Below are 25,410 nucleotides of genomic sequence, written 5' to 3'. Positions count from 1 at the left end.
GGTCATGGTCATGGTCATGGTCATGGTCATGGTCATGGTCATGGTCATGGTCATGGTCATGATCTTCCTTGGCGGCCTGCAGTTCCTGCTGGGTCAGCTTGCAGCCGGCGGCCGGGTCGAAGCGAAACAGGGCATCGGGTTGCTTGAGTTGAGCCATGGCCTTGGCGTATTGCGCCTTCTCTTCGTCGCTCTTGGCGGCATGCTCGAAGCCCACCAGATCGGCGGCGGGGGCCTGCAGCTCGATCATCAGCTGGTTGCCATCGAGCACCAGATTGAGGTGACCGTGGCCGTGCTCGTGGGCGCCGTGGCCGTGACTGTCATGTTCATCGTGGTTTGCCTGCACGCCAAACGCGGCGGCCGCCAGTAACAGGGTGACTGCTTTCATCGTTAATCCTTTGAAAAATTTATTGAAAAATGGATTTAGCCGGATAAGCGATGAAGCAGTGGCGGCGCGCGAATGCGGCACTGGCCTGACGGGGTGGCATGAGGTTTGGGCAAGGTGGCATCAACGAGCGTGCCGATGACCACTTGTGAAGACGGGATGACCAGGGTTGGGGTGAGTGCCAGCTTGCCATCCAGATGCAGGGCGCAGAGGACGCAGGCGTGGTTGTGGCCGGGCAGGTCGGCTTCCAGCGGATGTTGTGCCAGCACCGGTTGCAACCACAACCAGCCCAGCAGCAGCAACCAGATTTTCAGCTTGGTACGACCCATAGACCCCTATCAAAGGGGCGCCATCAGCGCCCCTTCTCTCTGACTTAGAGATGGGACTTGATGAGCCCCATCACGGTAGCGATATTGTTGGCATCGAGCTGGCCATCTTTGGCAAACAGCACCTTGCCTTCTTTGTCCAGCAGGATGATGGCCGAGCTTTCCGGCGCCAGATCCCAGGCGTTGCGGGCCATGCCCTTGGCATCCAGCACCATGGCGGACCAGGGGAATTCTTTCTTGCTGTCCTCGGCACTGCTCTTCACAAAGCCGGAGGTGCCCCAGATGGCGTCATTGCTGTTGATGATGGTGACGGTCTGGTACTTGTCGTGGGGCAGCTTGGCCGCCTTGATCGCTTCGATCATGGGGGCGTTGAGCTCCTTGGCGCTGGAACGACCGGCGATGTGCTGGATCAGAAAGACCTTGCCGGCCAGCACCTTGCTTTGCCAGGGCTGATAGCTGATCTCTTTCTCTTTCAGAACCAGTTCACCCTTGTCGCTGATGTTGACCAGCGGCACCTGGGCCGACTCCTTGATGTTGTGAGCCAGGGCCAAGGTTGGCAGCAGCGCCAGAGTAAGTACGAGATGTTTCATCCTGATGACACTCCTTTTGTTATGTTATAACGATTTTTGCATTGAGGGAATGGGGCAGTACTCATCCTAAACTGATCGGATCTGTTTAAGAAGTGTTAAATAAACGTGTGATTGGCCCGCTTGCCTGCCCGCCAGCGCGGGACCTGGCTGGCAAAGGCGGCTAGGATGGCACGCAGTCGATAAAAATCAATTGCTTATCAACTGGTTTGAGGAGTCTGGCTGCGGCCTGCAGCCAGACAGGAGGTGAGGGGGAGGGTTCAGTAGAGCGGTTCGCTTACCAGCGGGATCTTGGCCATGGTCATCTGTTGGGCCAGCAGGGGCGAGCCGGTCAGCAGAACGTGGCGCTGGTTGCCGATCACCACGGTATCCCCTTTCAGGCCGCTGTCGGCGGTGATGGCCAGCCAGGCCGGCGAGACGCTGCCGATGCTGATGTTCGGGTAGATGATGCTGAGCATGTACTGGGGGGCCAGCTCGGCCAGCAGGCTGGCCATCAGCAATGCCTTCTCGTCGCTGTCGGCCTTGTTGCTCTGCAAGGCTTGCAGCGGCGGCGCGAAATGGTCCATCTGCTCGGGCGGGGTCGGAATGCCGCTCAGCCACTCCTGCAGCAGGCCGACGCTGGTGGCCAGATCCTTGGCCAGGAACTGTTTTGCCAGGGGCCTCAGGTCGCCCTTGAACTGGTAGAACAGCTGCGAATAGTTGGGACGCACGCAGGGCAGCTTGCGATTGGCGGGATGAACGCAGGGCACTACCCGCATCTGATAAAAGGCATCGTCCTGATATTGCTGATAGGCCTGCCAGAACAGGGTCGACTCCATGCTGTCATCGTGCAGGGTGAAGGCCTGCTCCAGATTGCGAAACTTGGTGGCGGTCTCGGGGCTGGTCTGATTGATCAGATTGATGCTGTTGTAGAGCCGCGGGCTGATGTAGGAGTAGAGGGTCTCCAGCGGATAGTTGAGGGAGGCATCGAGCAGGCTCATCTCGTGGCGGCTGGCGGAGATGACCCGCTCATCCGTGTTCAGTAGCAGATGCTTCTGCTGGCCGTCAGCCGATTGCCACTGCCAGCTCAGGGTGACCTCGTTGGCCCCGGCCATGGACGCGAACACTAGACTCAACAACAGACCTTGTGCCAGTTTCATGATGTGCATCCTGCTCGGGGTGATAATAAACAACTAGGTGAGCTGGCCGATTTTGGATGAGTCTGGCATTTGTGATTTTGATAACAGATTGATCGGGCTTTTAATTTAATTCTGGAAATAAGTTATGCAGGAAACCGTCATGAAGCGAATCACACCGTTGTTGCTGCTGTTGGCCACCTTGCCGGCCGCGGCGGGGCCGGTCATCGTCAATCAGGGGATGTCCAGCGCGGATACCTTTGCCCTGCGGGACAAGCTGGCGCGGGAGCATGAGTGGCAAGAGTGGCTGCGTTTCCAGCAGGCCATCAAGTGGCTGGAAGTGCTGCCGGTGAACTGCGAGCTGATGAGCGATCAGGATGGCAGCTATCGCTGTGGGGGAGACTACTACCGGTCCTATCGACAGGATGGGCGCGACATCTATATCCAGGGGGATCCTGCCGGTGTGACGCCGGGTCAGCGCCCGCAACAACCCATAAAAAAGGCGCCCTGAGGCGCCTTTTTTACGAGAGATACGCTTACTTGGCAGCGTAACGCTCGGCAGAGCTGATGATCTCAGCTTCGGCAGCGGCCTTGTCGCCCCAGCCTTCAACCTTGACCCACTTGCCTGCTTCCAGCTCTTTGTAGCGCTCGAAGAAGTGCTGGATCTGGGCGCGCAGCAGCTCGGGCAGATCGTTCACATCCTTGATGTGATCGTACTGCTTGGTCAGCTTGGAGTGTGGAACGGCCACGATCTTGGCATCTTCACCGGATTCGTCGGTCATCTTCAGCACGCCAACCGGGCGGCAGCGAATGACGGAGCCGGCCAGCAGCGGGTAAGGAGTCGGCACCAGCACGTCGACCGGATCACCATCCAGAGACAGGGTGGCATTCACGTAACCGTAGTTGCACGGATAGAACATCGGGGTAGACATGAAGCGATCGACGAAGATGGCACCGCTGTCCTTGTCGACTTCGTATTTGATCGGGTCGGCATTCTGCGGGATTTCGATGATGACGTAGATGTCGTCGGGCAGGCTCTTGCCAGCCGGGACCAGGTTCAGGCTCATGACGTTTCCTTTGAGTGTTGGAGTCAAGTTTGCAGGCCGATATTATAGCGATGTCGCGTCAAATGACCATATTTCAGGGCCACTGCGACAGAGTTGGTGGATACCGCACAGCTTGGGTCTGCCAAATTGCCGTCACCTTGCTAGAATGCGCACTTCCCTTTACTGCGAAAGGAAGCGGTATGCACATTCACATCCTCGGGATCTGCGGCACCTTCATGGGTGGTCTGGCGGTGTTGGCAAAACAGCTTGGTTACCGGGTGACCGGTTCGGATGCCAACGTCTATCCCCCCATGAGTACTCAGCTCGAGCAACAGGGCATCGAACTGACCGAGGGCTATGACCCCTCTCAACTCGATCCGGCCCCGGATCTGGTGGTAGTCGGCAATGCCATGAGCCGCGGCAACCCCTGTGTGGAGTATGTGCTGGACCGCAATCTGCCCTACATCTCCGGCCCCCAGTGGCTGCTGGAGCACGTGCTGCAGGATCGCTGGGTGCTGGCCGTCGCCGGCACCCACGGCAAGACCACCACCGCCAGCATGCTGGCCTGGGTGCTCGAATACGCCAAGCTGGAGCCCGGCTTTCTCATCGGCGGCGTGCCCGGCAATTTCCCGGTCTCCGCCCGTCTCGGCTCCGCCCCCTTCTTCGTCATCGAGGCGGACGAATATGACTGCGCCTTCTTCGACAAGCGCTCCAAGTTCGTTCACTACCACCCGCGCACCCTGGTAATGAACAACCTGGAGTTCGACCACGCGGATATCTTCCCGGATCTGGCCGCCATCCAGCGTCAGTTCCACCATCTGATGCGCACCGTGCCGAGCAACGGCCGGGTGCTTTTCTCCAAGGGGGACGAGAACCTGGCTGCTGTGCGCAAGATGGGCTGCTGGAGCGAAGTGGAGCTGGTGGGTCAGGACGACGCCCAGTGGAAGGCGGTCAAGCTGGCCGACGACGGCTCTGCCTTCGAGGTGTGGCTGGACGGCGTGAAGCAGGGCGAGGTGCACTGGGAGTGCATCGGCGAGCACAACGTCAACAACGGCCTGATGGCCATCGCCGCTGCCCGCCATGCCGGCGTGATGGTGGAGCACGGCATTGCGGCGCTCTGCCAGTTCAAGTCCCCCAAGCGGCGGATGGAGCTCAAAGGCGAGGTAGCCGGCATCAGCGTCTATGACGACTTCGCCCATCACCCCACCGCCATCGAGACCACCCTCGGCGGCCTGCGCGCCAAGGTGGGCAAGGCCCGTATCCTGGCGGTGCTGGAGCCCCGCTCCAACACCATGAAGCTGGGGGTCCACAAGGAGGAGCTGGCCGGCTGCTTTGATGGCGCCGACGAGGTGTTCTTCTTCCAGCCGCCCAACATCGGCTGGGATCTTGGCGAGGTGACCGCCCACATGACCCGACCAGCCAAGGTGTTCAACGATCTGGATACCCTGATCAACCGGTTGGTGGCCGAGTGCCGCGATGGCGATCATATTCTGATCATGAGCAACGGTGGCTTCGGCGGCATTCATGACAAGCTGATCGCCCGCCTCAAGGACTATCACGGCCAGCTATGAACAATGCGATCACCCTGGCGCTGACCGGCGCCTCTGGCGCCCCTTATGCCCTGCGCCTGCTGGAATGCCTGGTGCAGGCGGATTATCGGGTCTACCTGCTCGCCTCCTCGGCGGCTCGTGTGGTGCTCAAGACCGAGCAGCAGCAGGAGTGGCCCGGCTCGCCCAAAGAGCTCTCAGCCTATCTCTGTCGTCAATATGGCGCCAGCGAGGGGCAGATAGTGGCCTGCGGCAAGGAGGAGTGGTTCTCGCCGGTGGCCTCCGGTTCGGCGGCGCCCAGACAGATGGTGGTCTGTCCCTGCTCCATGGGCACCGTCTCGGCCATTGCCAACGGCACCTCAGACAACCTGCTGGAGCGGGCGGCGGACGTGGTGATCAAGGAGCGTGGGCAGCTCATTCTGGTGCCCCGCGAGAGCCCCTTCTCGGCGATCCATCTGGAGAACATGCTGAAACTGGCTCGGCTCGGGGTGACCATCATGCCGGCGGCGCCGGGCTTTTATCATGAGCCAAAAAGTATCGCGGATCTGGTGGACTTCATGGTGGCGAGGATCCTCGATCATCTGGGGATCGAGCACGATCTGACCCGCCGCTGGGGCTACGCCAAAGGGTGAGCTGAGAGATTGCGGACAAACAAAAGCGGCGCCGACCTGAACAGTTCGGCGCCGCTTTATTTTGACGGAGCGGGTTAGGCTACCTGGATCGGGGCTGTCACGTACTTGAACAGAAAATCGGTCACTTCTTCCCGGTCAGGGCGTTGTGGCTGATTGATCATCTGCATCATGACGTAACCAAAACCGGTCAGGGAGCGGGCCAAGTCCTGGGCGGACAGCACGCTCTGGATCTCACCGGCATCCATGGCGCGTTGCAGGTGGGGTGCAATGCGCTCCAGAGCCTTGTCCAGCAGCTTGGCGTAACGGGGCCAGACCTCTTCCCGCACCGATGAGCTCCACTCCAGCCAGATGCTGGCGTGGTCAGGCTGATCGTAGGCGGCGTCGACAAACAGCTTCACGTGGCGGCGAATGCTGTCGCTGACCGGGCCCTGGCCGGTGTAGGCCTGTTCCAGCATCTGATGCACGAAACGTTCGATCTCGGCCAACACTTCATCCACCAGCTCTTCACGGGTGTTGAAATAGTTGAACACGGTAGCAACCGAGACCTTGGCCTGTTCTGCGATTTCGGCGTGACCCGCACGGCCAATGCCGCGACGGGAGAACACCTCGATGGCACATTCCATCAATTGATTGCGTCGGGCCTCCGGCGAAAGCCGGGTTCGACGTCTTATTTCTGCGCGTGGTTCCATAGTTTTTTCATCTAATAGTTATTGATTATGGTGTTTATAGTATTGTCACCGATAATGCCCGAGGGCCTGCTAACTCTATCAATTAAAATAAGCCGATAAAAGCATCACGTATGCCTGACGCCCTTCGGCTTGAATGGTAGAATCATCGGTTTTGACGTTAATGAACGGCCAAATTCGCTTTGGCCATTATGGAGTAAGTGATGAAACACACTGTCGAGGTGATGATCTCCGAGGCTGAAGTTGCCGCCCGGATCGCCAAATTGGGTGAAGAGATCACCGCCCGTTATCAGGGCTCTGACGAAGTGGTCATGATCGGCCTGCTGCGTGGTTCCTGCATCTTCCTGGCCGACCTGTGCCGCCAGACCCAGCTGCCCATCACCCTGGATTTTATGACCGCCTCCAGCTATGGCTCCGGCATGCACAGCACCCGTGACGTGCGCATCCTCAAAGATCTGGATGACGACATCAAAGGGAAGGACGTGGTGATCGTCGAAGACATCATCGATACCGGCTACACCCTCAACAAGGTGCGCGAGATCCTCTCTCTGCGCGAGCCGAAATCCCTGGCCATCTGCACCCTGCTGGACAAGCCGTCCCGCCGCGAAGTGCAGGTGCCGGTAGACTGGATCGGTTTCTCCATTCCCGATGAATTCGTGGTGGGCTGCGGCATCGACTATGCCCAGAAGTACCGCAATCTGAAGTTCATCGGCAAGGTAGTACCGCAAGAGTAAGCAAGGTTCAGGAATATCACGGGCGAGGTGGCAGAGCGCCATTTTCTGTCTGCAGGCGGCCTTGGCCGCCTTTTCTGTCTCGAGATGGGATGCGCCATCACAGGGGTTGCAATGAACGCACTGGAAATCAGCGGCCTGAAAAAGACCTATCAGGGGGGCGTCGAAGCCCTTAAAGGCATCGATCTCACCGTCAAGCAGGGGGATTTCTTCGCGCTGCTCGGCCCCAACGGGGCGGGCAAGTCCACCACCATCGGCATCATCAGCTCGCTGGTGAACAAGAGCGCCGGCAAGGTGAAGGTGTTCGGCTACGACATCGACACTCACCTGGAAGAGGCCAAGGCCCAGCTCGGGCTGGTGCCGCAGGAGTTCAACTTCAGCCAGTTCGAGAAGGTGATCCAGATAGTCACCCATCAGGCCGGCTTCTATGGCGTGCCGCGGGCCGAGGCCAAGATCCGTGCCGAGAAGTACCTGCGCCAGCTCGACCTGTGGGACAAGCGCGACATGCCGGCCCGCACTCTCTCCGGCGGCATGAAGCGCCGGCTGATGATCGCCCGCGCCCTGATGCACGAGCCCAGGTTGTTGATCCTCGACGAACCGACCGCCGGGGTGGACATCGAGATCCGCCGTTCCATGTGGAGTTTCCTCAAGGATCTCAACGAGCAGGGCGTCACCATCATCCTCACCACCCACTATCTGGAAGAGGCCGAGATGCTATGCCGCAACATCGGCATCATCGACAAGGGCCGCCTGATCGAGAACACCAGCATGAAGAATCTGCTGGGCAAGCTGGGCCGCGAGACCTTCATGCTGGATCTGGCGCCGGGCTCCGCCGTGCCGAACGTGCCCGAGTTCAACGGCCGCATGCAGGACGAACGCACCCTGGAGGTGGATCTGGACAAGAGCCAGTCCCTCAACAGCCTGTTCGAGCAGCTGTCGAGCCAGCAGGTGCAGGTATTGAGCATGCGCAACAAGGCCAACCGGCTGGAAGAGTTGTTCGTCACCCTGGTCGAGGAGGGGAGAAAAGCATGAACCTGACCACTTACTACATCGCCTTCAAGAGCATTCTGGCCAAGGAGATCAGCCGCTTCACCCGGATCTGGATCCAGACCCTGGTGCCGCCCGCCATCACCATGAGCCTCTACTTCGTCATCTTCGGCAACCTCATCGGCGGCCGCATCGGTGACATGGGGGGCTTCAGCTACATGGAGTTCATCGTGCCCGGCCTCATCATGATGTCGGTGATCACCAACTCCTACTCCAATGTCGCCTCCTCCTTCTTCAGCGCCAAGTTCCAGCGCAACGTGGAGGAGCTGCTGGTGGCGCCGGTGCCCAACTACGTCATCATCGCCGGCTACGTGGGCGGTGGCGTGGCGCGTGGCCTCTGTGTCGGCCTCATCGTCACCCTGGTGTCGCTGTTCTTCGTGCCGCTGCAGATCCACCACCTGTTCAGCGTCTGCTTCACCGTGCTGCTGACCGCCATCCTCTTCTCGCTGGGCGGCCTCATCAACGCGGTGTTTGCCAAGACCTTCGACGACATCAGCATCATCCCCACCTTCGTGCTGACGCCGCTCACCTACCTGGGGGGAGTGTTCTACTCCATCAGCCTGCTGCCACCCTTCTGGCAGGGAGTCTCCCAGGTGAACCCGATCATCTACATGGTGAACGCGTTCCGTTACGGTTTCCTCGGGATCTCCGACGTGCCGCTCGGCACCGCCTATCTCATCATCATCGGCTTCATCGTGGCCCTCTACGGTCTGGCCTGGTGGCTCATCTCCCGCGGCACCGGGCTGCGCCACTGATGCAATGCAACGGGCACCCTGGGGTGCCCGTTTTTTTGTCGCCTCTTTTCCCTCTCCTGCGCTGACCCTATCTCGAACAGGGTCAATAACCACCCTCTTATCAAGGTTTTATCTGACACCTTGTGATCCACCGCAATTTTCAGATTACCCCCAAAGGTATAATTCCCGCGGTTGGAAGGTCTGCACTATGGGGGCCCTCCGTCTCTTCTTTTTCTCACCAGGGCAGGATCGCCTATGTCACTGATCACCGAGTTGCCAGCCATTTTTGACAGTTTTTCAGATGCCCGCCGTCAGGGCTTTCTGGCCGTGATGGCACTCAAGGAGCGACAGATCCCCCTGGTCGGCACCTACTGCACCTTCATGCCGCAGGAGGTGGCGATGGCCGCCGGTGCCGTGGTGGTATCGCTCTGCTCCACCAGCGACGAGACCATCGAGGAGGCCGAGAAAGACTTGCCCCGCAACCTCTGCCCGCTGATCAAGAGCAGCTACGGTTTCGGCAAGACCGACAAGTGCCCCTACTTCTACTTCTCCGATCTGGTGGTGGGGGAAACCACCTGCGACGGCAAGAAGAAGATGTACGAGTACATGGCCGAGTTCAAAGCGGTGCATGTGATGCAGCTGCCCAACCGCGCCGATGACGAGGCCTCCCGCACCCTGTGGCGCAGCGAGATCGTCCGCTTCAAGGCGTTGCTGGAGCAGCAGTTCGGCAACCCCATCAGCGAGCAGGCGCTGCGCGACGCCATCGTGCTGAAGAACCGCGAGCGCCGCGCGCTGGCCGACTTCTACCGGCTGGGTCAGCTCAATCCGCCGGCGCTGAGCGGTACCGACATCCTCAAGGTGGTCTATGGCGCCACCTTCCGCTTCGACAAGGAGCAGCTCATCGGCGAGCTGCAGGAGATGACCCGCCGCATCAAGGCCGAGTATGCCGACGGCAAACGGCTCGATGCCCGTCCGCGCATCCTCATCACCGGCTGCCCCATCGGTGGCGCCGCCGACAAGGTGGTGCGCCTCATCGAGGAGCACGGCGGCTGGGTGGTGGGCTACGAGAACTGCACCGGTGCCAAGGCGACCGAGCAGTGCGTCAGCGAGGAGGGCGATCTGTTCGATGCCCTGACCGACAAGTATCTGGCCATCGGCTGCTCCTGCATCTCCCCCAACCACCAGCGCATGAATCTGCTGAGCCAGATGGTGGAGGAGTATCAGGCGGACGGGGTGATCGACGTGATCCTGCAGGCTTGTCACACCTATGCGGTGGAGTCGCTCGCCATCAAGCGCCACGTGCGCGATCGCCACGGCATCCCCTACATGGCGGTGGAGACCGACTACTCCAGCGCCGACAAGGGACAGCTGGCCACCCGGCTGGCGGCCTTTATCGAAATGCTGTGAGGAGGCGCCGTGTCACTCACCATCGGGATTGACTCGGGCTCCACCGCGACCAAGGGGATCCTGTTCGACCACAGAGAGGGCGGGCGCATCGTCCGCCGCTTTCTGGTGCCGACCCCCTTTCGTCCGCTGGCCGCCATCGAGCAAGGCTGGGAGACGCTCTCGGCCGAGCTGCCAGAGCGCCCCCATCTGACCCTGACCGGTTATGGCCGCGATCTGGCGTCGTTCGCCGATCGGCGGGTCACCGAGATCTCCTGCCACGGGCTGGGGGCGCGCCTGCTCTGCCCGTCGGTGCACACCGTTATCGACATCGGCGGCCAGGACAGCAAGGTGATCCAGCTCGATGGCGAGGGCAACCTCACCGACTTTCTGATGAACGACAAGTGCGCCGCCGGTACCGGTCGCTTTCTCGAGGTGATCACCCGCACCCTGGGGGCGCGGGTCGAGCAGCTCGACGAGCTGCTGGAAGGGGCCGAGCCCCACGACATCAGCAGCATGTGCACCGTGTTTGCCGAGTCGGAGGCGATCAGCCTGCGCTCGGCGGGCATTCCCGCCGAGTCGATTCTGGCCGGCATCGTCCGCTCCATGGCCCGGCGCAGTGCCAACTTCATCGGCCGCCTCGGTGCCAGACCGACCGTGCTCTTTACCGGCGGCGTCAGCCACTGCGCCACCTTCCGCCACTATCTGGCGCAAGGATTGGGCTGCGACGTGGCCACCCACCCGGACGCCCAGTTTGCCGGTGCGCTGGGGGCGGCCCTGTTCGGTGCACGCGCCCGCACGGGAGGCAAATCATGAACGCAGAGTTCCTCTACCTGTTCCACTCCACCCTCGGCACGCTCAGGCTGCGCAAGCGGCTGGAGCAGCAGCCCCACGCCTTTCGGGTCTGCGACGTACCGCGCCGGCTCAGTGCCGGCTGCGGCCTCGCCATCCGCCTGCACTGCCCGCCAGACGAGTGGCAGCAGTGGTGCCAGCGCGGCGAAACCGCCGCCGTTTTTCGTTGTGATGAAGACGGTGAGTATTGCGAACTGGCCCGCTATCCGGCCGCCGACTAGGGCATGGTGGCGCCTGCTCGGGGAGTTGGCAGTGGGGGGCATGGATGATAAAGAGCTATCCCGTGGCCGTTTATCTGCGGGTGCTGGCCAGGTTGGCGCTGGGGGGATTCTTCGTCGCCTCCGCCGGGTTCAAGCTGGCGGTGCCGGAGCTGTTCGCCGAGCAGATCGGCGCCTTCGGCCTGCTCTGGTCGCCGTTCATTCCCCTTGCCGTCTGGGGGCTTGTCGGGCTGGAGCTCTGCGCCGGGCTCGCGGTGATTGCCAACCGACGCTGGGGGCTCTGGTTGGTGGTGGCCCTCTTGGCCCTGTTTATTCCGGTGTTGGGCTATGGCATCGCCATCGGACTCGACATCTCTTGCGGCTGTCTGGGCAGGGCTGATCTCGGCTCGCTGCCACAGGCCCTCGTGCGGGATCTGCTGCTGTTGACGCTTGCGGGCGCCTTGCTGCGCCACTCCCGCCCCGTTTTGACCGTTCCAAAGGAGCAGTGACATGATGAGATTGCAATCCCGCACCCTGATGGCCACGCTGATTGCGGCCAGCTTTGCCCTTGGTGGCTGTGGCGACAACCAGTTCGAGCAGGAGACCAAGCTGGAGCAGGCGGCGGTACAGCTCTCCCAGGAGACCCAGCAGGGGGGCTATCAGCTGCTGACCGTGGCCGAGCTGAAAACCCGGATGGATAAAGGCGAGGCACTGGTGATCATCGACACCATGCCGTTCGAGGACTCCTACAAGAAGGAGCACATCCAGGGGGCCAAGAATTTTGCCTTCGTGAAGGAGGCCAAGTCCGGCGATGACTGGAGCCAGATCGTCGAGGGGAGCGGCACGCCCGAGCAGCTGCTGGCCCTGCTGGGGGACGACAAGACCCGTCCGGTGGTGTTCTACTGCGGCTTCGTCAAGTGTGGCCGCAGCCACAACGGGGCCGCCTGGGCGGTCACCCAGGGCTATCAGCAGGTCTATCGGGTGCCGGGCGGCATCTTCGCCTGGAAAGGGGCGGGTTACCCGGTTACCGCCGAGTAGGCAGGAAACGCCCAGAAACAACAAAGCCCGCACATGCGGGCTTTGTTGTCAGTGGCGCTGCGGCTCAGGGGCGGGCCAGCGTCACCACCCGGTTGTCGATGAGGCGGGCCTTGCCGAGATACGCCGCCATCAGGATCACCAGCTGCTCGCTCTGGTCGGTGGCCGCTTCCAGGGTGGCGGCATCGACGATGTCGATGGCGTCGGTCCGAAAACCGGCCTTGTCGAGGCGCTGGCTGGCCTGGGCCACCAGGGAGGGCAGGTGATGGTCACCCGCTTCAATCTGCTCGGCGATCCAGTTCATGGTGCGCGCGAGCTCGGGGGCCAGGGCCCGCTCGGCCGCGGTCAGGTAGCCGTTGCGCGAGGAGAGCGCCAGCCCGTCCTCGGCCCGCACGGTGGGCACGCCGACGATCTGGATGGGCATCGCCATGTCGGCCACCATCTTGCGAATGAGCGCCAGCTGCTGGAAATCCTTCTGGCCGAAGCAGGCCACATCCGGCTGCACCAGATTGAACAGTTTGGTGACCACGGTGCTGACACCGCGGAAGTGTCCCGGACGCAGCGCCCCCTCCAGCAGACCGGAGAGGCCCGGCACCTCGACGAAGGTGTGGCTGGCGAGCCCCTGTGGATACATGATCTCCGGGGTCGGCGTGAACACCATGTCTACCCCGGCTGCTTCCAGCGCGGCGCAGTCCTGCTCCAGGGTGCGCGGGTAGTTGGCGAGATCCTCGGCCTTGTCGAACTGCATCGGGTTGACGAAGATGCTGGTCACTACCTTGTCGGCGTGGTGGTGTGCCTCTTTCACCAGGGTCAGATGGCCCTGATGCAGGTTGCCCATGGTGGGCACGAATGCGATTGTGAGCCCTTCACGGCGCCATTGGCCGATCTGTTCACGCAGAGCGGCGGGATTGTTAACGACCAACATCAGCAGTTCACCTTCGATAAGATCAAAGAGAGGCGGGCGGTATGGGCCCGCATGGGTAAGAGAGGAGTGGCAACGGGCAGCATCATCGACAGGTCACCTTGGGATGAGTCATCAAGAGACGGGTTGCTCAGTCAGCACCAGAGGGCGAAGCGGGGGCGCAGGCCCCCGCTCTCGTCACGCTATCGGATCAGTTGAAGCAGTGTTCCGGGCCCGGGAAGGTGCCTTCGCTCACCTGCTTCACATAGAGCCGGATGGCGGCGCGCATGTCGCCGGTCTCGGCCAGGAAGTTCTTGGTGAACTTGGGCACATAGCCGGAGGTGATGCCGAAGGCATCGTGCATCACCAGGATCTGGCCGTCGGTGGCGGGGCCGGCACCGATGCCGATCACCGGAATGCGCAGCGCCTTGCTGATGCGCTCTGCCAGCGAAGTGGGTACGCATTCGAGCACCAGCAACTGGATGCCGGCAGCCTGCAGTTCGAGGGCCTGACGGTAGATCTCCTGGGCCTGGAACTCGTCGCGCCCCTGCACCTTGAAGCCGCCGAATACGTGCACGGATTGCGGGGTGAGGCCGAGGTGGCCGCACACCGGCACGCCGTTGCGGGTCAGGTGGCGAATGGAGTCGCACAGCCAGTCGCCGCCTTCCATCTTCACCATGCGGGCACCGGCCGCCATCAGTCGGGCTGCGTTCTGATAGGTCTGCTCCGGCGTGGCATAGCTCATGAACGGCATGTCGGTCACCACCAGTGCATTGGTGGTGCCGCGCACCACGCAACGGGTGTGATAGACCATCTCATCCATGCTGACGCCCAGGGTATCCTGACCCCCCTGCAGCACCATGCCCAGCGAGTCGCCGATGAGCAGCACGTGGGCGCCCTCGTCGTCGAACAGCTTGGCAAAGGTGGCATCATAGGCGGTGATGGCGGTGATTCGTTGGCCTTCCTGCTTCATCTTCAGCAGGTTGGTGGTGGTGATCTTGCTCATAGAGGCTCCTGTTCGTCTGCACCGGGGGCAATGATGGCAAGATCATTGTGCGGGCAGCGGGCAACCAGTTCTGCGAGTGGGGTGCCGCAAGGCAGCACCAGAGCGGGTGCAATCTCGGCCAGGGGCAGCAGCACGAACTCCCGCTCCTTCATGCCGTAATGGGGAACGATGAGGCGTTCATGCCTGATGATCTGATCGCCAAACAGCAGCAGATCGAGATCCAGGGTTCTCGGCCCCCATCGCTCATCCTTGCGCACACGTCCTTGTTCCAGCTCGATGCTTTGTAGTTGATCCAGCAGCGCCAGCGGCGTCAGCCGGGTGTTGAGCCGGGCCACGGCATTGACGTAGTCCGGCTGGTCAGCAGGGCCCATGGGGCGGCTGCTGTAAAGCGACGAGGCCTGCACCAGCACGGATCCCGGCAACCTTGCCAGAGCGGCGACGGCGCGACGAGCCTGACCGAGCGGGTCAGACAGGTTGGAACCAATGGCGATGAAGACCTCGGTCATCACGTCAGTTGTCACTCGGCCGCTTTCGGTTTGCGGCGACGGGGGCGACGACGGTTGCGGCTGTTGCTGCTGCGCTTCTCGCCATCGTTTCTGCGGGCCTCACCGGCCTGACCGCGCTCACCGCTTGCCGGGCGGCGGGTCGCCTCCCGTTGCAGCTGCGGGCGCACGTCCGGATTGGATTCCACGTAGCGTTCCCACCAGCTGGCCAGCTCGCCCAGACCGCGCTCGACCCGGTTGCGCAGCAACAGGAAATCAAACGCCGCGCGGAACTTGGGATGCTCCATGGCCCGCTCGGGGTGGCGGCCCTGACGGCGGGTCAGCCGCTGCTGCAGGGCCCAGATGTCGCGCACATCGGTGGTGAAGCGGCGCGGGACGGCGATGATCCGCACCTGGTTGTCCAGCACCTCGTTGATCGCCAGCATGAAGGCGTCATACCAGGGCAGGCCGCTCTCGTTCTCCAGCACCCGGCCGCGGGCCTCGACACAGCCCCACAACAGGGTGGCGTAGAGGAAGGCGGGGGTGACGCGCTTGTCTTCCCGTACCCGGGTGTCGGTATCGATCAGCGCCTGCTCGATGAACTGCTCGTAGGGCGAGTTGCCGTGCGGAGTAAACAGCGCCGCCACCTGCGGGAACAGCTGTTGGAACAGGCCGTATTCGCGCAGCAGCTTGTAGGTGGCCAGGCCATCGCCAGCCAGGAACAGCTTGAGGGTCTCCTCGAACAGGCGGGCCGCCGGAATATCCTGCAGCAGCGGCGCCAGCTCCTTGATGGGGGCGGCGGTGCGCGGGCTGATGGTCATGTCCAGCTTGGCGGCGAAGCGCACGGCGCGCAGCATCCGCACCGGATCTTCGCGGTAGCGGGTCTCGGGATCGCCAATGAGCTCCAGCTTGCGCTCGGCCAGGTCTTCCAGCCCGCCCTCGAAATCGTGCAGGGTGAAATCCTTGGCACTGTAGTAGAGGGCGTTGACGGTAAAGTCGCGACGCTCGGCATCCTCTTCGATGGTGCCGTAGACGTTGTCGCGCAGCAGCATGCCTTCATCGGATTGGGCCGACACATGTTTGCTGGTATTGACCTGATGGTGGTGACCGCGGAAGGTGGCCACTTCGATCACGTCACGACCAAAGACGATGTGGGCCAGCCGGAAACGGCGGCCGATCAGGCGGCAGTTGCTGAACAGTGACTTGATCTGCTCCGGCGTCGCATCGGTAGCGATGTCGAAATCCTTGGGCGTCTTCCCGAGCAGCAGATCCCGGACTCCGCCGCCGACCAGGTAGGCTTCGTAGCCGCCCTTGTTCAGGCGATAGAGCACCTTGAGTGCATTCTCGCTGATCTCTTTGCGCGAAATCGGGTGCTGGTCACGGCTCAAGGTACGACGTTGCCCGGCGATACGGGCCGGAATGGGGGACTCCACCGACTGCTCGCCGTCTTCCTTGCCGAGCACTTTGCGGCAAAAGTTTGCGATCTGGGAAAAAATGGTACACCTCGTTATGACTTCAAATTGACGGGAGGCCAAAAAAATAGCGGCCTATCATAGCTCACGCCTGCACAAATGAAAAACCATGTGGCTACTTCAGCTCATTTGAATCAAACCGAGCCAAAAAATAGCGGTCTACCTGCGCATAGCTCACGCCTAACCAAATGAAAAACCGTGCTGGCAATTGATCTCGTTTGAGAGGGCGCGGCCGGGAAAAATAGCGGTCTATTCCCATCGCTCACGCCTAACCAAATGAAAAACCGTGCTGGTAATTGATCTCGTTTGAAGCGGATCATCCCGGTAAAATCACGGCCAACAGCGGCGATTTACGTTCAATCAAACCAAAATTGCCTGCGCGATTCAGTAATCAGCCAGCTGGATCTTCTCGCTGGCAGGCACCCGGGCCAGCTGCCAGTGGGCTATGCCCCAGTCGATGATCTCGTCCACCCGGCTCGCCATCAGCTCGGGGGGCGGGCACTGGCCGAGAAAGTGCAGCGCCTGCCACAGGGCCGGGCGCACCTCGTCCTGTGCCAGCGCCGGCGCGTGGTTCTGCTTGGAGAGCTTGTTGCCATCGGCCTGCACCGCCAGCGGCAGATGCACCCAGGCGGGCACGGGGGCGCCCAGGGTCTGGTAGAGGGCGATCTGGCGCACCGTCGGCTCCAGCAGATCGGCACCGCGCACTATCTCGGTGATGCCGCAATCCATGTCGTCCACCACCACCGCCAGGTTGTAGGCATAGAGCCCATCGCGCCGGCGCACGATGAAATCTTCCTCGGCCAGCGCCGCCGGCACCGCAATGCGGCCCTGCAGCCCATCCTCGAAATCGTACACCGGGTGGTGCTGGCGTACGCGGGCGGCACAACCCTCCGCCGTGAGACCAAGGGGGCGGCAGTGACCGTTGTAAAAGCCGCCGCTGGCCATGATTTCACGCCGGGTACAACGACACCAGTAGAGATCGCCGGCCCGGTAGAGCTGGTCGATGATCTCGTCATAGCGGCCGTGGCGCCGGCTCTGGTACATCACCTCGCCATCCCACTGCAAACCATGGGCCTCCAGCGTCTGCAAAATGAGCGGGGCGGCCCCCGCCATCTCCCGTGGCGGATCGATATCTTCGATGCGCACCAGCCAGCGCCCCTGCCGTGCCCTGGCCTGCAGGAAACTGCCGAGCGCCGCGATCAGGGAGCCGAAGTGAAGCGGGCCTGAGGGGGAGGGGGCAAAGCGGCCGATATAAGGGCGGGTCTGGGATGAAGGGGTGGTATTCACGGGCATGCGGATTCGGGCAAACGGGACATTGAGGCTGCATTCTGGGACGGCCCGGCCAAAAGCTCAATAAAAAAGGGAGCCCGCGAGCTCCCTTTTTTCAGTTATGCCAGAGGTCGGTATCAACCGGCCATCTGTTTTTCCTTGATTTCAGCCAGGGTCTTGCAGTCGACACAGAGGTCGGCGGTGGGTCTGGCTTCCAGACGGCGGATACCGATCTCGATACCGCAGTGTTCGCAGTAACCGAAGTCATCGTCTTCGAGCAGCAGCAAGGTTTTCTCGATCTTCTTGATCAGCTTGCGCTCACGGTCGCGGGTACGCAGTTCAAGAGCGAACTCTTCTTCTTGCGCGGCGCGATCCACGGGATCCGGAAAGTTGGCAGCCTCATCCTTCATATGGTCAACGGTGCGGTCAACTTCCTGCATCAGTTGGTTGCGCCAGGCTCCCAGGATCTTGCGAAAATGTGCCTTTTGTTGGTCATTCATGTACTCCTCACCCGGTTTTTCCTGGTAAGGCGCCACACCCGCAATGGCCAGGGGGCCCAGAGATTTCCTGTTTTCGCCTGTTGGCATGCCCTGTCTCCTAATTCAGCACGCTACCCGTGCCATCCATAAATTGAGGGCGACATCTATAGCAGAAGGGTAACTTGGAGGCAAACAAGCCGTACCAATAATGTTACCCACTCCAACATTTATTCGCTGCCCTCGGGTAGCAGGTGACAAGATTCAAACGGGATAAAATCTTGGGCCACCATGCTCTGCACCCCAACATGGGGTCGATAGCATAAAATTTCAACCCCTGCCGTAATTGCTTGCTCAATAAGCAGACTATAGTGCGGATCTATATGCGCTGCCGGGCGCATTCTCACGATTCCGGAGTGCAAAACCATAAATAACAGTACGGCTCTGTGGCCTGCCGCCTTCATGGCCATTAATTCACGCAAGTGCTTGGCGCCACGGGTGGTGACCGCATCGGGGAAGTAGCCCATGCCGGCTTGCTCCCGCTCGTCGAGCAGGGTCACCGATTTCACCTCGATATAACAGGCCGGCCGGTGGTCATCTTCCAGCAGCAGATCGATGCGACTGTTCTCTTCGCCGTATTTCACCTCGGTGCGCAGCCTGGCATAGCCGCGCAGCGGGGCGAGGGCATCCTGCTCGATCAGCTCCCGGGCCAGCTGGTTGGCGCGGGCCGTGTTGACACAGATGAAGTGACCGGCCGGGCTCTCGGCGATCTCCCAGCTGTGGGGCAGCTTGCGCTTGGGGTTGCTTGATGTGGAGTACCAGACCCGGGTGCCCGGCTCGGCGCAGCCGGTCATGGCGCCGGTATTGGCGCAGTGGATGGTGATCACCTCGCCGTTGTCGAGTTGCACGTCGGTCAGGAAGCGCTTGTAACGGGAGACCAGCTGCCCGGATTGCAGGGGGGGATCGAAGATCATGGTATGGCTCTCTTAATCGATGAGTCTGGGCATGGCCGCCGGTCAGGATGCCATTTTCTCTCTGGCCCGCAGCGGCCAGCAGGCGAGGGGCTCGTAGCGCACCCCGTCCGGGGTGGAGAGGGATTGATAGAGGCAGAAGCGGTCGGCCTGCAGCACGAAATCGGGGGCGGGCAAGGCGGCCGGCGGTTCGCTCGCCTTGCGCGACAGGGTGACGTGGGGGCGATAGCCCTGTTCGCCGTTGCCAAGCCCCAGCTTCTCGCCGTGGCGACGCAGCGCCCTGGCCAGCACGGTGAGCTCGTTGGGCCACTCCGTCGGGCCAACCCAGGCGGCCTTGGCGCGGCCGAACCAGCCGGTTTCATTGAGTGCTATGGTGAGCGGCGGGCAGTGCTGGCGCTCGACGGCGGCCATCAGGCGGGTGGTGGTGAGCTGATCCGCTTCGCCGAGGAAGGCCAGCGTCAGGTGGAGATTGGCGGCGGGCACCGGTTGACCCGGCCAGGGCAGCTGGTCGCGCCAGGCGACGAGATCGGATGCCAGCGCCTCGGCGGGCAGGGCAAAGAAGAGTTTGGCCATTCGGGTGAGCATGCCTCTTTCATGCAGACAGGGTGGCCCATTCTAGGGCAGCCACTGCATCCTGTCTCGCCGGCCGACATCCGCTCACGGTGGCCGGCCAGGCTGTGGCAGAATAGGCGCCGCTTTACGACTTGCAACAAGAAGGTGCAGATCCCTTTGTCTTCCCTCCCCATAGTGTCGGTGCTGCCCGCACTCTTTGCCGCCATCGACAACCATGCCAGCGTGATCCTGCAGGCGCCCCCCGGCGCGGGCAAATCGACCCTGCTGCCGCTGGAGCTGGTGCGCCAGGACCGGCTGCCCGGTCGCATCATCATGCTGGAGCCCAGACGCCTGGCAGCGCGCAACATCGCGGGCTTTCTGGCGCGCCAGCTCGGGGAGAAGGTGGGCGAGCGCATCGGCTTGCGGGTGCGTGGCGAGAGCCGCACCAGTTCTGCCACCCGGCTCGAGATCGTCACCGAAGGGGTGCTGACCCGGATGCTGCAGCAGGATCCTGAGCTCACCGGCGTCTCCCTGGTCATCTTCGATGAGTTCCACGAGCGCAGCCTGCACGCAGATACGGCGCTGGCCTTCGCCATCGAGAGCCAGCAGGGATTGCGCGATGATCTCAAGCTGCTGGTGATGTCCGCCACCCTGGACGGCATGGCGCTGGAGCGGCTTTTGCCGGAGGCCACGGTGGTTTGCTCCGAGGGGCGCGGTTTTCCCATCGACTACCACTACCGCCCCGCCAATCGCCAGCAGTGGTTGGAACCCCAGGTCGGCGCCGTGGTGCTGGAGGCGCTGGCCGCCCACGCCGGCAGCCTGCTGGTGTTTCTGCCGGGCCAGGGGGAGATCGAGCGGCTGGCGCAGTGGCTGGAAGGGCGGCTGCCGGACGAGGTGACCCTCGCCCCCCTCTACGGCCGCCTCGACATGGCGGCCCAGCAGGCGGCCATCGAGCCGGCACCTGCGGGGCGCCGTAAGCTGGTGCTCACCACCAATGTGGCGGAGACCTCGCTCACCATCGAGGGGATCTCCGTGGTGGTCGACAGCGGGCTGGAGCGGCGCGCCTCCTTCGACATCAAGAGCGGCGTCACCCGGCTGGAGACCCGTCCCATCGCCAAAGCCTCCGCCACCCAGCGGGCGGGCCGCGCCGGTCGTCTCGGCCCCGGTGTCTGCTACCGGCTCTGGAGCAGCGAGGTGCAGGAGCGCCTCGCCGAGCAGAGCCCGCCCGACATCCTTACCCAGGAGCTGACCGGTCTGTTGCTGGACGCCGCCCAGTGGGGGGCAAGGGTCGAAGAGCTGCCGCTGCTGGACATGCCGCCGGCCGCCGCCGTCGCCAGTGCCCAGCGACTGCTGGTGAGCCTCGGCGCCATGAAGCCGGAGGGTGAGCAACAACTTACCCCGGCCGGCCGTGCCATGGCGGCCTTCGGTACCCATCCCCGGCTTGCCCGCATGTTGCTGCGCGCGCGCGAGCTGGAGGCGGAAGGTCTGACAGGGATTGTCGCCGATGCGGCTTTCCTGGTGGCGCTGCTGGAAGAAGATCTGCGAGGATCGGAGCGCCTCTCCGTGCTGTTCCACCGCCGCCAGGGGGCCCTGCGCCAGAGTGCGGCCCGCTGGTTCGAGCGGCTCGGCACTCGCCCCGCCGGTGCGCAGGGGCAATGGTTGGGGCTGCTGTGCGCCCTCGCCTGGCCCGATCGCATCGGCAAGCTGCGCAGCGGCAGCCGCTATCAGCTCAGTGGCGGGGTGAGCTGCGATCTGGTAGAAGGTCACCCCTGTCAGGGGCAGGGGGCGCTCATTGCCATCGAGATGGGCCAGAACGAGCGCGGCAGCCGCATCTTCATCGCCGAACCGATAGAGCTGGATGAGCTGGTGCGCCAGCTGCCCGAGCTGGTGAGCGAGCGCCAGTGGTTCGACTGGGACGAGCGTGAAGAGCGGGTGCGGGCTGAACGCCAGCAGGTGCTCGGCGAGCTGGTGCTGAGCCAGCGGCCGCTGACCGATCTCTCCGATGAACAGAAGGGGCGTTGCCTGCTGCAGGGCATCCGGCGCAAGGGGCTGCATGTGCTGCCCTGGGATGATGCCAGCGAGGGGCTGCTGGCCCGATTGCGCTGCGCCCGTGACTGGTTGCCCGACGAAGGGTGGCCGGCCATGGACGAGGCGAGCCTGCTGGCCGACCTCGAGCAGTGGCTGCTGCCGGCGGTGAGCGGCATGACCCGGCTGGAGCAGTTGAAAAAGCTCGATATGAGCGACATCCTGCGCCAGTCGCTGCCCTGGCCATTGCCCAAGCGGCTGGACGAGGCGCTGCCCGGCCACTTTAGCGCGCCGACCGGCAGCCGGGTGCGGATCCGCTATCAGCCGGGTCAGGCGCCGGTGATCCCGGTGCGCATTCAGGAGATGTTCGGCCAGGCCGCGACCCCGTGCGTGGCCGATGGTCGGGTGGCGCTGGTGGTGGAGCTGCTCTCCCCGGCTCAGCGGCCGCTGCAGATCACCGCCGATCTGGCCGCCTTCTGGGCCGGCTCCTACGAGTTGGTGAAGAAAGAGATGAAGGGACGCTACCCCCGCCACTACTGGCCGGATAACCCGCTGGAGGCGATGCCGACCAGAGTCACCAAGAAGAAGATGGGGTTGTAGGTTCGATTGGCCAAGTCTGATCGGACGTTCGCGAACGCGACATAACAAGTAGAAAGGAAAGCAAAGAGGATTTATGGCAACGCAACGACGCAAGCGCACCCCCAAGAAGGCGGCGCCCAAACGCACCATCTGGCGCACGCTGTTCTGGCTGGGCTTCAAGCTCTCCCTGGTGGGAGCGGCCTTCATGGTGGTGTTTGGCATCTACCTCGATACCAAGGTGCGTGAACGCTTCGATGGCGAGAAGTGGCAGTTGCCGGTGATGGTCTACAGCCGGCCGCTGGAACTCTATCCCAGCCAGCGCCTCTCCCAGGCCCAGATGCTGCGCGAGCTCAACATGCTGAGCTACAAGCAGGTGCGCCAGCCCCATACCCCGGGCGAGTATGCCGTGAGCGGCAACCGCATCGAGCTTATTCGCCGGCCATTCGAATTCCATGATGGGGCCGATGCCGCCCGTGGCCTGCGCCTCACCTTCAACGGCGCGCGGCTGGAGGGGATCCAGTCGCTGGAGAACCAGCGTCAGCTCGGCTACGCCCAGATGGACCCGGTGCTGCTCGATCGCCTCAACACTGAGGATCGGGAAGACCGCCTGCTGGTACGCATCGCCGAGGTGCCGGACAGCCTGCTGATCACCCTGCTCACCACCGAGGATCGCGACTTCTACCAGCACGGCGGCGTCTCGCCGGTGGCCATCATGCGCGCCATGGCGGCCAACCTGCTGGCGGGGCGCACCGTGCAGGGGGGGAGTACCCTGACCCAGCAGCTGGCCAAGAACTTCTTCCTGACCCGGGAGCGCAGCCTGTGGCGCAAGGCGCAGGAAGCCTACATGGCGGTGCTGATCGACTATCGCTACAGCAAGGACGAGATCCTGGAGGCCTACCTCAACGAGGTCTATCTGGGGCAGAACTTCTCCCAGGGGGTCTATGGCTTCGGGCTCGCCTCCTACTTCTACTTCGGCATTCCGGTCAACGAGCTGGACATCGATCAGGTGGCCCTGCTGGTGGGCATGGTGAAGGGCCCCTCCTATTACGATCCCTGGCGCTTCCCGGAGCGGGCCAAGGCGCGCCGCGATCTGGTGCTCAAGCTGCTGATGGATCACGGCAGCCTGCAACCGGCCGAGTATGAACTGGCCAGCAAGCAGCCGCTCGGCATCATCACCCGCGGCCAGATGAGCTATGGCCGCACCCCGGCCTTCATGGGCCTGCTCAAGCGGGAGATCCAGAGCCGCTTCGGCCCGGATCTGCTCAAGCAGTCCGGCCTCAAGATCTTCACCAGTCTGGATCCCATCGCCCAGCACGCCGCCGAGCAGGCGGTGGAGTCGGGTCTGGCCCAGATCGAGAAGCTGCGCGGCAAGAAGAAGCTGGAGGCGGCCATGGTGGTCTCCGACTGGCACAAGGGCGAGGTGGTGGCCATGGTGGGCGGCCGGGATCCGCGCTACGCCGGCTTCAACCGGGCGCTGGATGCCCGTCGCCAGATAGGCTCGCTGGTGAAGCCCGCGGTCTATCTGACCGGCCTCTCCAACGGCCTGACCCTGGGCACGCCGCTCAAGGACCAGCCGATCCGCATTCGCGGCAAGGATGGCCAGATCTGGACCCCGCAAAACTACGACCGCAAGTTCCGCCAGAGCGTGCCGCTGATGGATGCGCTGGCCAGCTCCCTCAACGTGCCGACCGTCAATCTGGGGCTGCAGGTGGGGCTGGACAAGGTGGTGGACACCCTGCACAAGCTGGGGGTGGAGCAGGAGATCCAGCCCTATCCCTCGCTGGTGCTGGGGGCGGTGGCGCTCTCGCCGATGGAGGTGAACCAGATGTACCTGCCCATCGCCAACCAGGGGCTGACCCAGCCGCTGTCGGCGATCCGGGCGGTGGTCAACAGCGACGGCAGCAAGCTCTATCAGCATGACGAAGCGGCCAAGCGGGTGACCGACGAACAGGCCAGCTGGCTGACCCTGTTCGCCATGACCAAGACGGTGAGCCAGGGCACGGCGCGAGCGCTCGGTGCCAAGTTCCCCGGCGCCACCATGGCAGCCAAGACGGGCACCACCAACGAGCTGCGCGACTCCTGGTTCACCGGGCTCGACAACAACGAGCTGGTCAGCATCTGGGTCGGTCGCGACGACAACACCCCGGCCGGCCTGACCGGCGCCAGCGGTGCCCTGCAGCTGTTCAGCGGCTACATGAGCCAGCGCGGGGTCAACAGCCTGGCCATGAACATGCCGCAAGGGGTGAGCTGGGCCAGCTTCTCCCGTGCCAGCGGCACCCGGGTCACCAGCGACTGCCCGGGCAGTCTGCAGGTACCGGCCAAGCTGGCCGGACTGGCCGAGCCCATGAGCTGCGCCAGCCCGGTGTCCAGCCCGGCCAATGCGCTGGACAACTGGTTCAACGGTTTCTTCAACTGACCGCAGCGGGCAGCCCAGGCTGCCCGCTTGCCCGGAGTGCTCATGTCACATCCTCTGTTTGATGCCATCCACCACGTGGCCATCATCGCCAGCGATTATGCGCGCTCGCGCCACTTCTACCATCAGGTGCTGGGGTTGCCCATCATCGCCGAGACGTTGCGCGAGGAGCGCCAGTCGTGGAAGCTGGATCTGGCGTTGCCGGACGGCAGCCAGCTGGAGCTGTTCAGCTTCCCGGCACCGCCCCTGCGCCCCTCCCGACCGGAGGCGTGCGGCTTGCGCCACCTGGCCTTTCGGGTCGCTGAGCTCGACCGGGTCATCGCCCATCTGCAGAGTCATGGTGTCGAGGTGGAGCCGGTGCGGGTGGATGAGCTGACCGGCAAGCGCTTTACCTTCTTCGCCGACCCCGACGGCCTGCCGCTGGAGCTCTACGAAGCGAGCCGCTGAGGCAGGCCTGCCGCGGGCCCCATCACCCCATAAAGAGCAGAAGCCGCCCGGTTAGCCGGGCGGCTTCTTGTCATGGCGTGCAGTGCATGACGGTGCTGATCAGGCGGTGGTGAGCAGGGTCACCGCGACGGCCATCACCAGCATGCCGAGCCAGCCGATGGGCTTGAGCCGCTCGCCAAACAGCAGCAAGCCGCCGAGGGCGGTGCCCAGGATGCCGATGGCACCCCAGGTGGCATAGGCCACGGCCAGATCGATCTTGCCGGTGCTCACCGCTTCCGACAGCAGGGTGAAGGCACACAGCACCAGCAGGATGCCGAGAAATCCCCAGCCTTTGTGACGAAAACCAACCGAGCGGTTGATCGCCATGTTGGCGCCGATATCCAGCAGAGCCGCCCCCAGTACGATGATCAGCGGGTGCATACAGCCTCCTTGGCAGCACCAAGGCAGCGAGTACAGCCAGTGCCTGCAGCCGGTTTGTCATGGGCAGCGCCAAGACGGCGGGTGCTGCCGGTTCCTG

At 62.9% G+C, this 25,410-nt stretch carries 29 protein-coding genes; 14 read left to right on the top strand and 15 right to left on the bottom strand.

Translation table 11 applies throughout. The features are described from left to right. From QLG02_RS09760 to QLG02_RS09745, 4 genes are all read right to left on the bottom strand, one after another. Nucleotides 1–385, bottom strand: a 385-nt coding sequence (locus QLG02_RS09760) for a DUF2796 domain-containing protein (protein WP_282465076.1), incomplete at its 3' end; no start/stop codon positions are given. Nucleotides 386–420: 35 nt separating this feature from the next. After that, complete coding sequence (locus tag QLG02_RS09755; RefSeq protein WP_282465075.1) at nucleotides 421–711, bottom strand: hypothetical protein; 291 nt, start codon at nucleotides 709–711, stop codon at nucleotides 421–423. A gap of 44 nt (nucleotides 712–755) precedes the next feature. Then, the gene (locus QLG02_RS09750; protein ID WP_011707296.1) at nucleotides 756–1,298 is read right to left on the bottom strand and encodes a YtfJ family protein; all 543 of its coding nucleotides are present in this window, start codon (nucleotides 1,296–1,298) and stop codon (nucleotides 756–758) included. Between the two features lie 257 nt (nucleotides 1,299–1,555). Further along, on the bottom strand, nucleotides 1,556–2,434 hold the full coding sequence (locus QLG02_RS09745; RefSeq protein ID WP_029302247.1) for a hypothetical protein: 879 nt from the start codon (nucleotides 2,432–2,434) through the stop codon (nucleotides 1,556–1,558). A gap of 124 nt (nucleotides 2,435–2,558) precedes the next feature. Between QLG02_RS09745 and QLG02_RS09740 the strand changes: the two genes are divergently transcribed. Further along, nucleotides 2,559–2,921 carry a hypothetical protein gene (locus QLG02_RS09740; RefSeq protein WP_016351897.1) on the top strand — a complete coding sequence of 121 codons (363 nt, stop codon included), beginning with the start codon at nucleotides 2,559–2,561 and terminating at the stop codon, nucleotides 2,919–2,921. Nucleotides 2,922–2,946: 25 nt separating this feature from the next. Here the strand turns inward: QLG02_RS09740 and ppa are convergent, their stop codons facing one another. Further along, nucleotides 2,947–3,477: an inorganic diphosphatase gene (ppa, locus tag QLG02_RS09735; protein ID WP_011707292.1), complete on the bottom strand. Its 531-nt coding sequence runs from the start codon at nucleotides 3,475–3,477 to the stop codon at nucleotides 2,947–2,949. Nucleotides 3,478–3,656: 179 nt separating this feature from the next. Here ppa and mpl point away from each other — a divergent pair, with 179 nt between their 5' ends. Together mpl and QLG02_RS09725 are read left to right on the top strand one after the other, a co-directional pair. Then, a complete protein-coding gene (gene mpl, locus QLG02_RS09730) occupies nucleotides 3,657–5,027 on the top strand; it encodes a UDP-N-acetylmuramate:L-alanyl-gamma-D-glutamyl-meso-diaminopimelate ligase (RefSeq protein WP_282465074.1) in 1,371 nt (456 codons plus the stop codon). Further along, complete coding sequence (locus QLG02_RS09725) at nucleotides 5,024–5,635, top strand: flavin prenyltransferase UbiX (RefSeq protein WP_244090226.1); 612 nt, start codon at nucleotides 5,024–5,026, stop codon at nucleotides 5,633–5,635. The genes mpl and QLG02_RS09725 overlap by 4 nt, the downstream gene beginning before the upstream one ends. Nucleotides 5,636–5,709: 74 nt before the next feature. Here the strand turns inward: QLG02_RS09725 and QLG02_RS09720 are convergent, their stop codons facing one another. Further along, entirely contained in the window at nucleotides 5,710–6,324 is a 615-nt protein-coding gene (locus QLG02_RS09720; protein ID WP_348994627.1) for a TetR/AcrR family transcriptional regulator, read from the bottom strand. Nucleotides 6,325–6,524: 200 nt separating this feature from the next. Here QLG02_RS09720 and hpt point away from each other — a divergent pair, with 200 nt between their 5' ends. From hpt to QLG02_RS09680, 8 genes are all read left to right on the top strand, one after another. Then, nucleotides 6,525–7,055: a hypoxanthine phosphoribosyltransferase gene (gene hpt / locus QLG02_RS09715; protein WP_011707288.1), complete on the top strand. Its 531-nt coding sequence runs from the start codon at nucleotides 6,525–6,527 to the stop codon at nucleotides 7,053–7,055. Between the two features lie 111 nt (nucleotides 7,056–7,166). Further along, nucleotides 7,167–8,084, top strand: coding sequence for an ABC transporter ATP-binding protein (locus QLG02_RS09710; protein WP_016351893.1), 918 nt, complete (start codon nucleotides 7,167–7,169; stop codon nucleotides 8,082–8,084). Next, complete coding sequence (locus QLG02_RS09705) at nucleotides 8,081–8,854, top strand: ABC transporter permease (RefSeq protein ID WP_005304632.1); 774 nt, start codon at nucleotides 8,081–8,083, stop codon at nucleotides 8,852–8,854. Before QLG02_RS09710 ends, QLG02_RS09705 begins: the two co-directional genes overlap by 4 nt. Before the next feature lie 234 nt (nucleotides 8,855–9,088). Next, a complete protein-coding gene (locus QLG02_RS09700; RefSeq protein WP_282465072.1) occupies nucleotides 9,089–10,240 on the top strand; it encodes a double-cubane-cluster-containing anaerobic reductase in 1,152 nt (383 codons plus the stop codon). 9 nt (nucleotides 10,241–10,249) lie between these two features. After that, the gene (locus QLG02_RS09695; RefSeq protein WP_282465071.1) at nucleotides 10,250–11,032 is read left to right on the top strand and encodes an acyl-CoA dehydratase activase; all 783 of its coding nucleotides are present in this window, start codon (nucleotides 10,250–10,252) and stop codon (nucleotides 11,030–11,032) included. Beyond that, nucleotides 11,029–11,289 carry a DUF3343 domain-containing protein gene (locus QLG02_RS09690; RefSeq protein ID WP_042065550.1) on the top strand — a complete coding sequence of 87 codons (261 nt, stop codon included), beginning with the start codon at nucleotides 11,029–11,031 and terminating at the stop codon, nucleotides 11,287–11,289. Before QLG02_RS09695 ends, QLG02_RS09690 begins: the two co-directional genes overlap by 4 nt. Nucleotides 11,290–11,333: 44 nt before the next feature. Beyond that, complete coding sequence (locus tag QLG02_RS09685; protein ID WP_282465070.1) at nucleotides 11,334–11,774, top strand: MauE/DoxX family redox-associated membrane protein; 441 nt, start codon at nucleotides 11,334–11,336, stop codon at nucleotides 11,772–11,774. Between the two features lies 1 nt (nucleotide 11,775). Further along, the gene (locus tag QLG02_RS09680) at nucleotides 11,776–12,303 is read left to right on the top strand and encodes a rhodanese-like domain-containing protein (protein ID WP_017411020.1); all 528 of its coding nucleotides are present in this window, start codon (nucleotides 11,776–11,778) and stop codon (nucleotides 12,301–12,303) included. Between the two features lie 64 nt (nucleotides 12,304–12,367). Here QLG02_RS09680 and panC read toward each other — a convergent pair whose 3' ends face one another. From panC to thpR, 8 genes are all read right to left on the bottom strand, one after another. Then, on the bottom strand, nucleotides 12,368–13,225 hold the full coding sequence (gene panC / locus QLG02_RS09675) for a pantoate--beta-alanine ligase (protein ID WP_073351610.1): 858 nt from the start codon (nucleotides 13,223–13,225) through the stop codon (nucleotides 12,368–12,370). Nucleotides 13,226–13,412: 187 nt separating this feature from the next. After that, nucleotides 13,413–14,207 (bottom strand): 3-methyl-2-oxobutanoate hydroxymethyltransferase, encoded by a 795-nt coding sequence (gene panB, locus QLG02_RS09670; RefSeq protein WP_011707281.1) that lies wholly within the window; start codon nucleotides 14,205–14,207, stop codon nucleotides 13,413–13,415. Then, nucleotides 14,204–14,713, bottom strand: a complete 510-nt coding sequence (gene folK / locus QLG02_RS09665) for a 2-amino-4-hydroxy-6-hydroxymethyldihydropteridine diphosphokinase (protein WP_282465078.1) — start codon at nucleotides 14,711–14,713, stop codon at nucleotides 14,204–14,206. The genes panB and folK overlap by 4 nt, the downstream gene beginning before the upstream one ends. An 11-nt stretch (nucleotides 14,714–14,724) precedes the next feature. After that, nucleotides 14,725–16,224 carry a polynucleotide adenylyltransferase PcnB gene (pcnB, locus tag QLG02_RS09660; protein WP_282465069.1) on the bottom strand — a complete coding sequence of 500 codons (1,500 nt, stop codon included), beginning with the start codon at nucleotides 16,222–16,224 and terminating at the stop codon, nucleotides 14,725–14,727. Between the two features lie 321 nt (nucleotides 16,225–16,545). Continuing rightward, complete coding sequence (gene gluQRS, locus QLG02_RS09655) at nucleotides 16,546–17,454, bottom strand: tRNA glutamyl-Q(34) synthetase GluQRS (RefSeq protein WP_164927739.1); 909 nt, start codon at nucleotides 17,452–17,454, stop codon at nucleotides 16,546–16,548. Nucleotides 17,455–17,567: 113 nt separating this feature from the next. After that, nucleotides 17,568–18,017, bottom strand: coding sequence for an RNA polymerase-binding protein DksA (gene dksA, locus QLG02_RS09650; RefSeq protein WP_005304459.1), 450 nt, complete (start codon nucleotides 18,015–18,017; stop codon nucleotides 17,568–17,570). A gap of 119 nt (nucleotides 18,018–18,136) precedes the next feature. Then, on the bottom strand, nucleotides 18,137–18,880 hold the full coding sequence (gene sfsA, locus QLG02_RS09645; protein ID WP_011707277.1) for a DNA/RNA nuclease SfsA: 744 nt from the start codon (nucleotides 18,878–18,880) through the stop codon (nucleotides 18,137–18,139). A 42-nt stretch (nucleotides 18,881–18,922) separates the two neighbouring features. After that, nucleotides 18,923–19,450 carry an RNA 2',3'-cyclic phosphodiesterase gene (thpR, locus tag QLG02_RS09640; RefSeq protein WP_282465077.1) on the bottom strand — a complete coding sequence of 176 codons (528 nt, stop codon included), beginning with the start codon at nucleotides 19,448–19,450 and terminating at the stop codon, nucleotides 18,923–18,925. Between the two features lie 156 nt (nucleotides 19,451–19,606). Here thpR and hrpB point away from each other — a divergent pair, with 156 nt between their 5' ends. From hrpB to QLG02_RS09625, 3 genes are all read left to right on the top strand, one after another. Next, entirely contained in the window at nucleotides 19,607–22,054 is a 2,448-nt protein-coding gene (gene hrpB / locus QLG02_RS09635; RefSeq protein ID WP_282465068.1) for an ATP-dependent helicase HrpB, read from the top strand. A 73-nt stretch (nucleotides 22,055–22,127) separates the two neighbouring features. Beyond that, the gene (mrcB, locus tag QLG02_RS09630; protein WP_282465067.1) at nucleotides 22,128–24,449 is read left to right on the top strand and encodes a penicillin-binding protein 1B; all 2,322 of its coding nucleotides are present in this window, start codon (nucleotides 22,128–22,130) and stop codon (nucleotides 24,447–24,449) included. A 42-nt stretch (nucleotides 24,450–24,491) separates the two neighbouring features. Continuing rightward, nucleotides 24,492–24,893 (top strand): VOC family protein, encoded by a 402-nt coding sequence (locus QLG02_RS09625; RefSeq protein ID WP_282465066.1) that lies wholly within the window; start codon nucleotides 24,492–24,494, stop codon nucleotides 24,891–24,893. A 99-nt stretch (nucleotides 24,894–24,992) separates the two neighbouring features. Here the strand turns inward: QLG02_RS09625 and QLG02_RS09620 are convergent, their stop codons facing one another. Next, on the bottom strand, nucleotides 24,993–25,313 hold the full coding sequence (locus QLG02_RS09620; RefSeq protein WP_029304889.1) for an SMR family transporter: 321 nt from the start codon (nucleotides 25,311–25,313) through the stop codon (nucleotides 24,993–24,995). Between the last annotated feature and the right edge of the window lie 97 nt (nucleotides 25,314–25,410).

Origin of the sequence: Aeromonas sp. V90_14, from assembly GCF_029967615.1 — a bacterium.
Lineage (GTDB): Bacteria > Pseudomonadota > Gammaproteobacteria > Enterobacterales > Aeromonadaceae > Aeromonas > Aeromonas hydrophila.
The sequence above is the reverse complement of the archived record's forward strand: the minus strand, read 5'-3'. Positions and strand labels throughout refer to the sequence as shown.

Excerpts from the sequence above, each read along its gene's own strand:
- gluQRS (WP_164927739.1), bottom strand. The coding sequence starts at position 17,454 with ATGCCCGTGAATACCACCCCTTCATCCCAGACCCGCCCTTATATCGGC.
- mrcB (WP_282465067.1), top strand. The coding sequence starts at position 22,128 with ATGGCAACGCAACGACGCAAGCGCACCCCCAAGAAGGCGGCGCCCAAA.
- mpl (WP_282465074.1), top strand. The coding sequence starts at position 3,657 with ATGCACATTCACATCCTCGGGATCTGCGGCACCTTCATGGGTGGTCTG.
- hpt (WP_011707288.1), top strand. The coding sequence starts at position 6,525 with ATGAAACACACTGTCGAGGTGATGATCTCCGAGGCTGAAGTTGCCGCC.
- QLG02_RS09740 (WP_016351897.1), top strand. The coding sequence starts at position 2,559 with ATGCAGGAAACCGTCATGAAGCGAATCACACCGTTGTTGCTGCTGTTG.
- QLG02_RS09685 (WP_282465070.1), top strand. The coding sequence starts at position 11,334 with ATGATAAAGAGCTATCCCGTGGCCGTTTATCTGCGGGTGCTGGCCAGG.
- QLG02_RS09750 (WP_011707296.1), bottom strand. The coding sequence starts at position 1,298 with ATGAAACATCTCGTACTTACTCTGGCGCTGCTGCCAACCTTGGCCCTG.
- QLG02_RS09710 (WP_016351893.1), top strand. The coding sequence starts at position 7,167 with ATGAACGCACTGGAAATCAGCGGCCTGAAAAAGACCTATCAGGGGGGC.
- QLG02_RS09680 (WP_017411020.1), top strand. The coding sequence starts at position 11,776 with ATGATGAGATTGCAATCCCGCACCCTGATGGCCACGCTGATTGCGGCC.
- thpR (WP_282465077.1), bottom strand. The coding sequence starts at position 19,450 with ATGGCCAAACTCTTCTTTGCCCTGCCCGCCGAGGCGCTGGCATCCGAT.
- QLG02_RS09745 (WP_029302247.1), bottom strand. The coding sequence starts at position 2,434 with ATGAAACTGGCACAAGGTCTGTTGTTGAGTCTAGTGTTCGCGTCCATG.
- QLG02_RS09620 (WP_029304889.1), bottom strand. The coding sequence starts at position 25,313 with ATGCACCCGCTGATCATCGTACTGGGGGCGGCTCTGCTGGATATCGGC.
- dksA (WP_005304459.1), bottom strand. The coding sequence starts at position 18,017 with ATGCCAACAGGCGAAAACAGGAAATCTCTGGGCCCCCTGGCCATTGCG.
- ppa (WP_011707292.1), bottom strand. The coding sequence starts at position 3,477 with ATGAGCCTGAACCTGGTCCCGGCTGGCAAGAGCCTGCCCGACGACATC.
- panC (WP_073351610.1), bottom strand. The coding sequence starts at position 13,225 with ATGTTGGTCGTTAACAATCCCGCCGCTCTGCGTGAACAGATCGGCCAA.
- folK (WP_282465078.1), bottom strand. The coding sequence starts at position 14,713 with ATGACCGAGGTCTTCATCGCCATTGGTTCCAACCTGTCTGACCCGCTC.
- QLG02_RS09720 (WP_348994627.1), bottom strand. The coding sequence starts at position 6,324 with ATGGAACCACGCGCAGAAATAAGACGTCGAACCCGGCTTTCGCCGGAG.
- sfsA (WP_011707277.1), bottom strand. The coding sequence starts at position 18,880 with ATGATCTTCGATCCCCCCCTGCAATCCGGGCAGCTGGTCTCCCGTTAC.
- QLG02_RS09725 (WP_244090226.1), top strand. The coding sequence starts at position 5,024 with ATGAACAATGCGATCACCCTGGCGCTGACCGGCGCCTCTGGCGCCCCT.
- QLG02_RS09690 (WP_042065550.1), top strand. The coding sequence starts at position 11,029 with ATGAACGCAGAGTTCCTCTACCTGTTCCACTCCACCCTCGGCACGCTC.
- QLG02_RS09700 (WP_282465072.1), top strand. The coding sequence starts at position 9,089 with ATGTCACTGATCACCGAGTTGCCAGCCATTTTTGACAGTTTTTCAGAT.
- QLG02_RS09705 (WP_005304632.1), top strand. The coding sequence starts at position 8,081 with ATGAACCTGACCACTTACTACATCGCCTTCAAGAGCATTCTGGCCAAG.
- QLG02_RS09755 (WP_282465075.1), bottom strand. The coding sequence starts at position 711 with ATGGGTCGTACCAAGCTGAAAATCTGGTTGCTGCTGCTGGGCTGGTTG.
- QLG02_RS09625 (WP_282465066.1), top strand. The coding sequence starts at position 24,492 with ATGTCACATCCTCTGTTTGATGCCATCCACCACGTGGCCATCATCGCC.
- panB (WP_011707281.1), bottom strand. The coding sequence starts at position 14,207 with ATGAGCAAGATCACCACCACCAACCTGCTGAAGATGAAGCAGGAAGGC.